This window comes from Hydrocarboniphaga sp. FW305-C-57, from assembly GCF_058783045.1.
The window spans coordinates 139,816-151,635 of the sequence record NZ_JBYSYG010000012.1 but is presented as its reverse complement, the minus strand read 5'-3'; the positions used below and the strand labels follow the sequence as shown (position 1 = coordinate 151,635).

Sequence of the window (11,820 nt, the reverse complement as noted above, 5' to 3'; positions counted from 1 at the left end):
ACTATTCACCACCACCGAGCCTCGCCATCGCGGCGTGACTCACACCAACGAGCCTCCGCGAAAGCCGGGGCGGTTCACTGCCTCGGCCCCGGGCGTGTCTGCGATTGATCTTTCTACCTTCAAATATTCATCCGTTGCCGCTTCTAGATCGGAGCGCGTGAATCCGCGAACCTGGGTTGTGCCCTCCAATGGATTTAGAACAAGCAAAAAGAAATGTGCTTTCGACCCTATGCCGTCTTCAAGTGTTCGCAAGGCGGCGCCGTACGTTTCTAGGCGGCTTAGAACCCCTAGCGACTTAGTGGCTCGACGAAGTTCTCTTGTAAGCGAAGTTCTGGACTCGGGTGTATCAGGAACTATTGGCGATCGTTCTCGATGGGCAATCGCTGAGCCCATCATTGCGAAGAAGCGCAGCCATTCTTCGTGTCCTTGACTCGACTTCAACGCTTGGCGCAAAAAGGTGCCAACTGTCTCAACCGCAGTTGCCCATGCATGCTGGAGCTGGGATCGAATCTGTATTTCAATCTGCAAGCCGTTGTAGGTCTTTGAATGGTCGCTGAAGTAGCGATAGATCAGGTGAACTCCCCGGTATCCGGATCGTTGTGGTGTAGCGATGTAGTCGTCAACCCTAGCGAGCTTGTGTTTGATCTGGCTTTGGCGATAGTCGGCCACAATGTTCCTGACAGCTGAAATATTCCGAACTACGCCACGACACCCCCCGATATCCTGCATCTGAGACATGTTCATTGTCGGGAAGCGACGCAACTTATGCTCGATCGAGGACAACCGCTTGATCCTCTGCGCTACCAGTATCTCGGGATCGGTCTTCCGACCAATTCGCCGGAGGCCCATCTGCATGGTGTTCAGCGGAAAGCTGTGCGCAGCTCGCCAATTGTTGAGCACGTCCAATGCTTCTTGAACATGTTCATCAATCACCATCGAATCAGCCAGAATTTTTCCGGCCCGATCAATCCGCCCTTTGGAATGCGCTGGCTCAGTCCAGGCCATTACTAATCTCCTTAATGCTGCCGAACGCCCGTTAAGAGACGCGGGATTGTCCAATAACTGGCAACGCATTTCGACAAATTCATCGCAGTCTCCAAACCCCTGGAATGATTTGAACTCCCAGCTCTCGTTCGGCATGCGCATGCACAATAAGCCGGTCCGTCCACCGCGAGCCCGAACCGATTTACTGAGCGCGCGTCCCTTTACTCTTCTCCGCAACCAACGCATCGTGTGACCCGAGGATGAAGCAGGGACGGCCTAAGTTTCAAGGCGCCGCCGGGGCCGCTGCTTTTGTCTTTTTCTGAGGCGGCTTTTCCACCCGGCTTGCCGTTTTCCAGGCGCGCAGCTTTTCGGGCTCGGCCGCGTACTTGTTGACCATGATCGCGTCGAGCTGGCGGATGGTGTCGCTGGTGCTGTCGAGCAACTGCTCGATGCGTGCGGTGCTTTCGACTCCGTCCTGGGTTTCGCCTTGATTGGTGCGGTGGGCGTCGCGCAGGGCGTCGGCCCGTTGGGCCAGGGCGTCGATGAAATCGGCCGGCAACTCGTAGGCGGTGAAACGGGCACGCAGGGCCGACTTGGCTTGCAGGGTTTGCGCGCTGTCGCCGGGCTGGTCCTGGAGCAATATGCGCAGGGTATCGGTATGCGTGAGCATCGGCGTTTCGTTGCGCTTGTCGGGCAGGCGATACGGCGTGACGAAGCCCGGATCGCCGGATGCGAGTGCGATGGCACGGGCAGTGTGGGTGATCTTGCGGCAATCGGCTTCGAGCCTCTTGAGCAGCGGACGCTTGTCGATGCGGCTCGGCAGTTGCTCGGACATGGCGACGTTGAGATTGACGAGTTGCGAACTGAGCGCGGCGAACAATTCGGCCGCCTTAGTGCCGGGTGGAAAATCCGTGGCTCGGTCCTGGCCAAAGGTGCGTGCGGCAGTGGCCCGCTGATAGCGGAGTTCGTTGCGTCGGTTCATGTCTTTCCCTGGTTGAGCCGCCGGCCGGCGGGTTCCTGGACCATGCAACAGGGGCGTTTGCAGTTCAGCGAGCAGCATCACAGTTGTTGTGGTCTTTAAGCCGCGAATCGGCTCGAACTGTGAGCTGTGTTGCAGTACCGTAATGGGATGCCGTAGTGGCGTTTGCAGCCTCGAATCGGCGGATTCACGGGCGCGATTCGGGGTTCTGTTCGGCTGCCACTTCGGTTTCGGTGATGAGCGCTGCCGTTTGGCGTGATGACACCGCCGATTCAGGCTCGTGACGCTTTGTTTGGCCGTCGCGCAATATGGTTTTACCGGCGTGACGCACGGATTCGGTGACTGACACGCTGGTTTCGACGATCGACGCACCTGTTTCGTGCGCACGTACGCCGGATGCGCCGGCTGACACGGTGGTGTCGCTGGCTGACATCGAGGATTCGTCGATTGGATGCGGGGTCTTGGCCGCCGACATTCCGGTTTCGGCATTCGACGACGCGGATTCGGCAGCCGGAGTGTCGGTTTCGACGGCTGACGATGCCGATCAGGTGACTAGATCGCGGTTCTGGAGCGGTGGCGTCCCAAATCAAGGCCTTGCTCGGCCGACCGGCCAACTGGACAGACAGGGCTTCCGGGTGCACCTGATTAAAAGGCAAACTCGCATGCTTGAGAGTGCCCGCGATCGGATCGATGCAAAAAAAAGACGGAAGCCATAGGTCGAACGCCATCGGAGCCCAGCCGCTACAGCGCAGCATGCGATCGTTACTGGCCGCCTGTCTGGGCCTGCTGGTCTCGCTGACGGGATCGCCGCGCTCGATGGCGGCCGAGGCGCAAGCCGGCCTTGCACCGATGCCGGCGCCGTATCTGTTCGCGACCTATGGTCGCACGCAGGGTCTCGCGAACCCGAACGTGTTCTCACTCCTGCAGGATCGCGACGATTTCCTCTGGGTTGGCACCCAGCGTGGGCTCTACCGCTTCGAGGGCACTCGCTTTCGCCATTTCGCCGATGCGCAGGGGCGCTCGGAACAGGGCGGTGACGGCAACCTCATGGGCGCGCTGTTGCAGGATCGGGCAGGGCGCATCTGGGTCGGCACGCAATCCGGTCTCTATGTCGTCGAGGGTGATGGACTGGCGGCGATTGATGGCGAGGACGGTCGTCCGCTATCGCTCAACGCCACCACCTCGACGCTCGCCGAACTGCCCGGCGGCGGATTGCTCGTCGTCGCCGTCAGCAAGTTGTTGCAGGTGCAAGGTGGGCCAGGCGGCTGGCGTGCCGAGCCCTATGCACCGGACGACTCGCAGCATCGTCTCGAATCCGGCACGCAGATTCGCAGCGTCGGCACCGACGCGAACGGAATCGTGTGGCTCGGCTGCGGGATGCGATTGTGCGAACTCGCCGAAGACGGCCTGCGCGTCTGGGATGAAAGCGCGGGCGTTCCGAGTACCGAGTGGTATCGCTACGCCGTCGATGGCGACGGTACGTTCTGGGCGATGAGCCTCGAGCGCATCATCGCCTTGCCCAAAGGCGCGACGCGCTTCGAAGACCGCACGCCCGGCATGCCGATGCTCGCGGGCGCGCACATCTTCGTGCTCGCGCCCGATGCGCAGGGACGCATGCGCACGAGTCTCGGCAGCGGAATTGCAGTCTGGAACGACGGACGGTGGAACGCACTGACCACGAGCGACGGCCTGCCGGAGCCGCCGGTGATCGCGATGCTCAGCGCGGCCGACGGATCGAGCTGGTACGGCGTTGCGGGGTCCGGACTCCTGCGCAGGCTTGGCGACGATCGCTGGCGTCATCTGCGACCGGCCGACGGCCTGCAGAACGGTATGGTCTGGTCGATGGCGGACGACCTGCTCGGCCGCACCTGGATCGCCACGCACCTGGGCGTCGATCTCTACGATCCGCGGGCAGGGCGCGACGGAAAAGCGCTGGCTCCCTGGGCCGAAGGCGCCAAGCTCGGCGTCGGCAGCGTGCAGTACGTACGCCGCGATCGGCAGGGCCGCATGTGGCTGGCGGGCAACGATGGCCAGATCCTCGTGCACGACCCGCGCAGTGGGGCGACGCAACGCGGCAAGATCTCCGACAGCATCAACGATCTGCTCGTCGATGCGGGTGATCGCGTCTGGATCGCGACGTACGCAGGCATCAGCCGGGTGTCCACCGGCGATGGCGAGCTGCGCATCGAGCGCGTGCATGCGCAGGATCGCGGTTATCGCCAGCTCATGAGCGATGGACGCAGTGTGGTCGCGGTGGCCGATCGCGAACTCCTGCAGGTCACCGAGCGAGGCGCGACGCGGCTGCCGTATGCGCCGGCCCCGGAAGCGCCCGCGTTCGGCTACGGCGACATGACACGCGACGGGGCACTCTGGTTCGTCGACTCGGCGCGCGGCGGGCTCGTTCGCTTGAGCGATATCCGGAGTACGAAACCCGAATTCATCGCCTTTCCAGCACTTGCGAAAGACACCGCCGCGTTTTTGAACAGCGACCAGCAGGACCGCATCTGGATCGGCACCGACAGCGGCGTGATCGTCTACGACCATGGCCGCTGGCAGCGGCTCGCGCACGGCGACGGATTGGTCTGGGACGATTGCGACTCCGGCGCGTTCTACGCCGGCGACGACGGCAGTATCACCATCGGCACGAGCAACGGGCTCACGCGGCTTTACGACGTCGGCCCCTTGCTCGCCGAGCTGAAGGCTCCGCGAGCGAGCATCATCGAGACGCGCTGGAACGGCAGCGCGATGACGATCGACCAGAACGGTCGCGGCCTCGCCACGAGTGGGCGCCGCAACGAGCTCACGATGCAGTTCGCCGCCTGGCCGCTCGGGTCCGCGCGGCAAATGCTGTTCCGCTACCGCCTGCTCGGCGTCGATGACGGCTGGATCGAATCGCAGCACGCGGACGTGCGCTATCCGAAACTGCCGTGGGGCGATTACCGCTTCGAACTGCAGGCTTTCGATCCACAGCGCCAGCTGAGCTCCGGGACGGTCGAGTTCGATTTCAGCGTGCCGCCGAGCTGGTGGCAGCGCAGGCCGGTGATCGTGCTGCTGCTGTTGCTCGTCGTGGGCCTGATCGCCATCGCCATGCGCACACTCATGAATTGGCGCGAGCGGCGCCTGATCGCGCAGCGCCAACAGCTCGAAAAGATCGTCGAGGAGCGCACGCGCGAGCTCGAACGCGACAAGCAGGCCCTCATCGAGGCGCGCGAGGACCTGCGCATCCTCGCGGCGCGCGACGGCCTGACCGGCTTGCTCAACCGCACCGCGATCTTCAATCGCCTGCAATCCGAACTCGACGCGGGCGCACGCAGCGGCAGGCGCACGGCGGCGGTGCTGATCGACATCGATCACTTCAAGTCGATCAACGACAACTACGGCCATCCGGCCGGCGACGAAGTACTGCGTGAAGTCGCAGCGAGGCTCGCGGGCGCAGTGCGCTCGGATGATGGGGTCGGTCGTTACGGTGGCGAGGAATTCCTCATCGTGCTGAGCAACTTCGGCTCCGGCGCGGACGAGCGCATCAAGCGCCTCATGAACGCCGTGCGCAGCCGCCCGATCACGTTCAACGGCGGCTCGCTGTCGATCACGAGCAGCGCCGGCGTGGCCTGGGCAGAGGGCGAGGGCGTGGACATCGCGGCGCTGATCAATCGGGCCGACCAGGCTTTGTATGCGGCAAAGCGAGGCGGGCGCGATCGGGTGGAGTTTGCCGAGAGCCGGGAGACGTAGAAGCGGCAGCTGCAGCGAATCGCTTGCACGGCGCGCAGGCCGTGTTTTTCCTTTGGCGTCTCCCATCAGTTGTCAGACCAATCACCCGAGTCGATGCGCCGCTGGCACGATGCCGCGCATCGTGGCCGCATAAAACTCCAAGACGCGGCCGGCCCGGGGAGACAGCATGGTTTGGCAGCAGATTTACGATCCGTTCGGCAGCATGTGGCTGTCGAGCCTGCTCGCGGCGCTGCCCGTGGTGGTCATGCTCGCCGGGCTCGGCCTGTTCCACCTGAAGGCGCACGTCGCAGCGGCGGCGGGTCTGGTCTCGGCGCTACTGGTGGCCGTGTTCGTCTACGGCATGCCGGCCGGAATGGCGGCGAATGCGGCATTTCTCGGCGCGCTGATGGGCATGCTGCCGATCGGCTGGATCGTGCTCAACATCATCTTCCTGCATCAGCTGACCGATCAGAACGGCAGCTTCAAGGTGCTGCAGGATTCGATCGCGGGCATCACCGAAGACCGGCGCCTGCAACTGCTGCTGATCGCATTCGCCTTCGGTGCCTTCTTCGAAGGTGCGGCCGGTTTCGGAACGCCGGTCGCGGTGACGGCCTCGATCCTGATCGGCCTCGGGTTCTCGCCACTCGCCGCGTCCGGTCTGAGCCTGATCGCGAACACAGCGCCGGTGGCCTTCGGTGCGCTCGGCTCGCCGATCATCACGCTGTCGAAAGTGCACGGCTACGACCTCATGGAGGTCTCGTCGATGATCGGCCGCCAGCTGCCATTCTTCTCGCTGCTGGTCCCGTTTTGGTTGATCTGGGCCTTCGCGGGACGCAAGGCGATGCTCGAAGTCTGGCCGGCGCTGCTCGTCACCGGCGGCAGCTTCGCGATCATGCAGTTCCTGGTGTCGAACTACATCGGCCCCGAACTCGTCGACGTGATCGCCGCGGTGGTTTCGATGCTCAGTCTCGTCGCGTTTCTGCGCGTCTGGCAGCCCAGGCGCATCTGGCGATCGGCTTCGCTCAAGGGCCGGCAGCACGACGAAATGCCCGTCGTGCCGGCTGCGGCACCGACGGTGCACGGACGCTCAGCCGTGATCCGAGCCTGGACGCCGTGGGCGATTCTCACGGTGTTCGTCTTCATCTGGGGATTACCGCCCGTGAAGGCCTTCTTCGACGGCTGGTACGCGCCGAAACTCGTCATCGCCGGGCTGCACGAACTCGTCGAGAAGATGCCGCCGGTGGTGACGACGCCGCACAAGGAAGCGGCCATCTACACGCTGAGCCTGCTGTCCGCGACCGGCACCGGCATTTTGCTCGCGGCGATCGTCGGCGGCTTGGTCATGCGCTATCGGCCAGCGGCCCTGCTGACGACGTTCGGGCAGACCTTCTGGCGCGTGCGCTATTCGCTGCTGACCATCGTGCTGATGCTCGCGCTCGGCTCGCTGACTCGCTTTTCGGGCACCGACACCACGCTCGGTCTCGCATTCGCGAACACCGGCTGGCTGTATCCGTTCTTCGGCACGCTGATGGGCTGGCTCGGCGTGGCGCTGACGGGCTCGGACACGGCCTCGAACGTGCTGTTCGGCGGCATGCAGAAAGTGGCGGCCGAGCAGCTCGGCCTGTCACCGAACCTGATGGGCGCGGCGAACAGTTCGGGCGGCGTGATGGGCAAGATGATCGACGCACAGTCGATCGTCGTCGCCTCCACCGCCACGCGCTGGTTCAACCACGAAGGCGAAATCCTGCGCTACGTATTCTTCCACTCGATCGCGCTGGCCTGTCTCGTCGGTCTGTTCGTGACGCTGCAGGCGTATGTGTTTCCGTTTACGGAAATGGTGGTGCGGTAGATTCCGCTACCCGGGCCCGGTCGATCGGCCAAGCCCTAAAGGCTCGCGCTGCACGGTGGCGGCATAGAAGTCCGCCAGCGCGACGAGATAGCCCAGATGCGCGTCTATTTCGCGGCCCCGGGCGTTGGCGGCGGCTTCCTCGCGGAGGTTGACGAGAAAGAAGTCGCTGGAGCCTTCGGCGAAGCGGTCGCGTTCGGCACGGGACAGAACGTCGGCCTGCTCGACTTCCTGCGCTGCGAGTTCGACGAAGCGGTAGGCGGTCGAAAGATCATTGGCCAGCGTACGAATCTCGACTTCGATGCGCTCCTCCAGCAGGCGCCGATCGAGATCCAGCCGCGTCAGGTTGGCCTCTGCGGCGCCGATCTGGCCGCGTGCAGTACGGGTTTCGATCGGGACGGTGACGTCCAGCCGCACGATGGTGTCGGTGCCCGTCCGATTGACGGGGCCGCTGCCGAGATCGCGCGCGGCTTCGAGATTCAGGTCGATTCTGGGCTTGAGCAGGTTCCGACCCAGTGCCAGGTTCAGGCGCTCGCGTTCAATGTCCGCCGCCAGCACGCCGGCCTCCGGGCGCGCGGCCAGGGCGGCGCTGATGGCGGCATCGACGCCGGACGGGTCGATCGGTGCAGGCGGGTAAGGCCAACCGCGCGGCAGTTCGGTTTCCAGTGGCCGGCGCGGCGTGCCATCGGCGTGTCGCAGATACAGCGATAGCTTGTTGGCGGCAGCGACCAGCTTGCGCTCGGCCTCCAGTACCAAGCCGCGCCGTTTCAGGATGTATTGCCGGTTCTCGTTCAAATACACGGTCGCGAGATCGCCTTGCTGGACGCGTATGTCGAGACCGTTGTTACGCGCTTCGGCGAGTTGCAGCAGTTCCCGGTAAACGGCGAGTGCCTGACCCGCGGCGATCCAGGCGAAATAGGCCGTCATCGCGTCGTGCTGCACGCGTATGCGGGTCAGCATGGCATCGAGCTCGGTCTGCTCGAGCGTCAGGCGGTTGTCGCGCAGCTTGGCGCGGCGGTCGTCGATGTCGCGGTCGCGCAGCAGCGAGAACACCGCGCCGATCTTGAATTCGCCGGCGTCGAGCGTGTAGGCCTCGTCCTCATAGATGGGAAAGTCACCGCCCGAGATCTTGAAGCCACCGTAGACATCGGTACTGAATCCGGAAAGGGGTTGGACGATCTTGGTGTTGGTGTAGCGGCCGTCGTAGTAGCCGCTGAGGCGGCTCTTGCTGGTCTGCTCGGCATAGAGGTCGAAGGCCCCTTCGCTCGACAGCAGCTTGCCGGCCTGGGCGCGGATCTTTTCGCGCGCCGCCAGCACTTGCGGATAGCGCTCGCGGCTGCTGGCGAGCACCGCCTCCAGGGATAGCGGAGTGAGGCCGGCGTCGCGGGCGGTCGCCTCGATGGCGACATTCTCCGCCCGCACCGCGAGGGAGAGCGCCAGCGCCGCGCAGAAGGCCGTGAAGCGCCCGATCATTTCGCGGTGCCGTTGCCGACGGCGGTCACGGCCGGGGTCGGCTCGGGAGGGAAGTAGTTCAGCTGACGCCAGATCTCGTAGCCGAGCTTGACTTCGTTGAGCAGCACCCAGCCCTGCGCGCGGCCGCCGAGGCGCAGGAATCGTTCGTCCGGCCACGGCTCGCCAGGCTTTTCCATCACCACCACGCGGTATCGGCCATTGAGCGATGCCGCCGGATCGACGAACTGGACCACGCCCGGGAAGGTGCCCACGGCCACCGAAGGCCAGCCGCTGAACTGCACGGCCGGCCAGCCTTCGAAGCTCAGGCGGACCTCGCGGCCCGGCGACACCAGTACGGCATCGAGACCGCTGACGAACAGTTCGGTAGCGCGCCGGCTCGCAACGGGGGCGAAGCTGACGAGCACTTCGCCTTCCTTGACGTAGGTCGAGGTATCGCCGCCGAAGATTCTCATGATCGTGCCGTCGCGTGGGGCGGTGACCAGCTGGGTGTTCTGGCGCGATACCGCGGTCTGCGCCTTGACCACATCGGCCGAGGCGCTGGCCTCGGAAGCCTTCAGTTCGCGCCAGCGGATGTTGGCGGCTTCCAGGTCTCGCCTGGCGGCAAGGCCCTTGTCGAACAGGCGCTGGCGGCGTTCGACGTCGATCAGCGCGATCTCGCTCGCTGTTCGTGTGGCCTCGTAGCGCGCCTGCGCGGCGTCCAGCTCGGCTTGCAGGCGTTCGGTGTAGCGTGGGTCGTTATCTGTCAGTTCGACCAGCGGATCGCCTTGCTTCACGCGCGAGCCCTCCTGCACATGCCATTGCTTGATGCGGCCGCTGAGCGAGGCGGTGACCGACTGCACGCGATTGGTCGGGTCCAGCGAGATGATCTGCCCCACGCCCTGCGCGGTCTGGATCCAGGGCGTGACGGACAGCACCACCGCCAGCAGCAGCAGCGTGACCAGGATCAGCCAGGCCAAGCCGCGCGTCGGCCGCGGCGGCTTCAATTTATCGAGTGAGCGGAATGCCGCGGTGTACTCAGCGTCGAATTCGCGGGTCGGCAGCTTGCTCATCGCGCATCTCCCATGCTGGCATCGGGCAGGGCGCGCAGCGCTGGCGTCGGCGGCGGCAAGCCGCGCGGATCGTCGATCCAGCGCTGTTCGGTGGCGGTGATATCCAGTGCGGCGTCGAAGCCCGCAACGTCTGCGCGGCGGCTGAACTGTAGATAGGTCAGGTCCGGCTGGCGCCGCACGGCGTCGAGCACCGCCTGCCGCGAGGCCTGCGACAGGCGATCCGCCACCGGCGTCACGATCAATAGGCGCGGCTTGTCGAGCAGCGCGGCGGCGATCCGCAGCAGCAGGGTCTGTTCCAGCGTCAGCGGGTCGCCGCTGCGGGCGAGCACCGAATCGAGGCCGTGCGGCAGGCGATCGATGGCGGATGACAGGCCGAGCACATCGAGCACGTCGCGCATCGCGCTGCGCGTGATCGCCGGATCGCCGAGGCCGAGATTTTCGGCGATGCTGCGTTCCAAAGGCTCGGTGGAATCGACGACCAATATCGCCTCGCGCAGGCGATGCAGGTGCAGGTCGCCGATGTCGGCGGGGCCGAACTGCACGCGGCCGGATTCCAGCGGCCGGTGACGGCGCAGCACGGCCAGCAGGGCGTCACGCAACTCGTCGTCGTCGCAGTTGACGAAGACCTTGCGGCCGGCCGGAACGGTGAAGGTGAATCGCGCCTTGGTGTCGCCCACGGTGATCGTCGCCGCATCGAGTCTGAGGCCAGCGGCACCGCTCGGCAGCGGCTCGCCGTCCACCGGGTGTTCCAGTTCGAGTTCGAGGAACTCTCCGAGCTTGTCGATCGCCGCGCACAGCTCGTAGTAGCTGTCGAGCAAGGCCGGCAGACGGGTCAGCGAGGCGAACACGGCCGCGAAGATCAGCTCGGCGGCCACCAGCTGCCCCAGCGTGAGCTGATTGATGATCACCAGCCAGCCGCCGACACCGAGCAGCGCGGCGCTCGCCACCGCGTACAAGCCGAAGTAGCCGATGATTTGCGCGAGCTTGTACCCGAAGTGCGTGCGATGCGCGCTCTCGTAGCGGTCAATCAGCGAACCGGCCTCGCGCGTCGCGTAGCGGATCGTCCGCGTCGACTGGAACGCGGGATGAACGCGGGCCAGTTCCTCGAGCCAATGGGCGACCTTGAACTTGGCTTTCGAGGCGCGGACCTTGCTGTCGATCGCGCGGTTGGACCAGAGCGCCCAGATCAGCCAGACCATCAGTACCAGCACCGCGCTGAACACCATGAAGGCCGGGTGATAGGCCGACACCACGATGATGCCGACGACGGCCTGCATCAGGATCGCCGAGCCGTTGAGCACCAGCATCGGCACGTTGCGTTGGACGGTCACGATCTCGAAAAAGCGGTTGGCCAGTTCCTCGCGGTTCATGCGCCGGCCGGCGGCGACCGCGCTGTGCACGCTGCGCAGCACGATTTCCCCGGTATATCGGGCGAAGAAGCGACGCTCGAAACGGTCCATCAGATGGGCCTGCACCACGTACAGCGCGCCATACATTCCGAGCAGCGCGCACAGGATCAGCGCCAGCACCACCACCGACTGCAGCAGCGCGGTATTCGAAACCGTGGCGATCAGCACCTGTACCGACAGCGGAACCGCCAGGGTCAGCACCGAGGTCGCGATGCTGTAGATCGCAGCCAGCCAATAGAAGGAGCGCTCCGGGCCGAGGATGACCTTGAACAGCATGGCGCGGCGAGAGCTGGTGCTGGCGGAGTCGTCAGTCACGGTGTCAAAGGCTGCAGTGGGCGTCGGCAGAAATCTGGGGCGTCCGTGCCACAGCTC

At 64.7% G+C, this 11,820-nt stretch carries 8 protein-coding genes; 2 read left to right on the top strand and 6 right to left on the bottom strand.

The window, feature by feature from the left end; genetic code table 11:
- Positions 1-39 precede the first annotated feature (39 nt).
- The 3 genes from AC3WUM_RS20860 to AC3WUM_RS20850 all read right to left on the bottom strand — a co-directional run bounded on the left by AC3WUM_RS20860 (position 40) and on the right by AC3WUM_RS20850 (position 2,438).
- Positions 40-1,005: a RelA/SpoT domain-containing protein gene (locus tag AC3WUM_RS20860; protein WP_492412754.1), complete on the bottom strand. Its 966-nt coding sequence runs from the start codon at positions 1,003-1,005 to the stop codon at positions 40-42.
- 262 nt (positions 1,006-1,267) lie between these two features.
- Positions 1,268-2,044 carry a hypothetical protein gene (locus tag AC3WUM_RS20855; protein ID WP_492412752.1) on the bottom strand — a complete coding sequence of 259 codons (777 nt, stop codon included), beginning with the start codon at positions 2,042-2,044 and terminating at the stop codon, positions 1,268-1,270.
- Positions 2,045-2,150: 106 nt separating this feature from the next.
- A complete protein-coding gene (locus tag AC3WUM_RS20850) occupies positions 2,151-2,438 on the bottom strand; it encodes a hypothetical protein (protein WP_492412750.1) in 288 nt (95 codons plus the stop codon).
- A gap of 278 nt (positions 2,439-2,716) precedes the next feature.
- On the opposite strand from AC3WUM_RS20850, the gene AC3WUM_RS20845 reads away from it, so the two are divergent.
- Together AC3WUM_RS20845 and AC3WUM_RS20840 are read left to right on the top strand one after the other, a co-directional pair.
- Complete coding sequence (locus AC3WUM_RS20845; protein WP_492412749.1) at positions 2,717-5,692, top strand: diguanylate cyclase; 2,976 nt, start codon at positions 2,717-2,719, stop codon at positions 5,690-5,692.
- 166 nt (positions 5,693-5,858) lie between these two features.
- Positions 5,859-7,520, top strand: a complete 1,662-nt coding sequence (locus tag AC3WUM_RS20840; protein ID WP_492412748.1) for an L-lactate permease — start codon at positions 5,859-5,861, stop codon at positions 7,518-7,520.
- Positions 7,521-7,526: 6 nt separating this feature from the next.
- Here the strand turns inward: AC3WUM_RS20840 and AC3WUM_RS20835 are convergent, their stop codons facing one another.
- The 3 genes from AC3WUM_RS20835 to AC3WUM_RS20825 are packed head-to-tail and all read right to left on the bottom strand — an operon-like array spanning position 7,527 to position 11,763.
- A complete protein-coding gene (locus tag AC3WUM_RS20835) occupies positions 7,527-8,990 on the bottom strand; it encodes a TolC family protein (RefSeq protein ID WP_492412747.1) in 1,464 nt (487 codons plus the stop codon).
- Positions 8,987-10,039 carry an efflux RND transporter periplasmic adaptor subunit gene (locus tag AC3WUM_RS20830; RefSeq protein ID WP_492412745.1) on the bottom strand — a complete coding sequence of 351 codons (1,053 nt, stop codon included), beginning with the start codon at positions 10,037-10,039 and terminating at the stop codon, positions 8,987-8,989. The genes AC3WUM_RS20835 and AC3WUM_RS20830 overlap by 4 nt, the downstream gene beginning before the upstream one ends.
- Positions 10,036-11,763 (bottom strand): ATP-binding cassette domain-containing protein, encoded by a 1,728-nt coding sequence (locus AC3WUM_RS20825; protein WP_492412744.1) that lies wholly within the window; start codon positions 11,761-11,763, stop codon positions 10,036-10,038. The genes AC3WUM_RS20830 and AC3WUM_RS20825 overlap by 4 nt, the downstream gene beginning before the upstream one ends.
- Positions 11,764-11,820: the final 57 nt, after the last annotated feature.

Coding starts and splice junctions, on each gene's coding strand:
- AC3WUM_RS20860 (WP_492412754.1), bottom strand. CDS start 1,005: ATGGCCTGGACTGAGCCAGCGCATTCCAAAGGGCGGATTGATCGGGCC.
- AC3WUM_RS20855 (WP_492412752.1), bottom strand. CDS start 2,044: ATGCTGCTCGCTGAACTGCAAACGCCCCTGTTGCATGGTCCAGGAACC.
- AC3WUM_RS20850 (WP_492412750.1), bottom strand. CDS start 2,438: ATGTCGGCGGCCAAGACCCCGCATCCAATCGACGAATCCTCGATGTCA.
- AC3WUM_RS20845 (WP_492412749.1), top strand. CDS start 2,717: ATGCGATCGTTACTGGCCGCCTGTCTGGGCCTGCTGGTCTCGCTGACG.
- AC3WUM_RS20840 (WP_492412748.1), top strand. CDS start 5,859: ATGGTTTGGCAGCAGATTTACGATCCGTTCGGCAGCATGTGGCTGTCG.
- AC3WUM_RS20835 (WP_492412747.1), bottom strand. CDS start 8,990: ATGATCGGGCGCTTCACGGCCTTCTGCGCGGCGCTGGCGCTCTCCCTC.
- AC3WUM_RS20830 (WP_492412745.1), bottom strand. CDS start 10,039: ATGAGCAAGCTGCCGACCCGCGAATTCGACGCTGAGTACACCGCGGCA.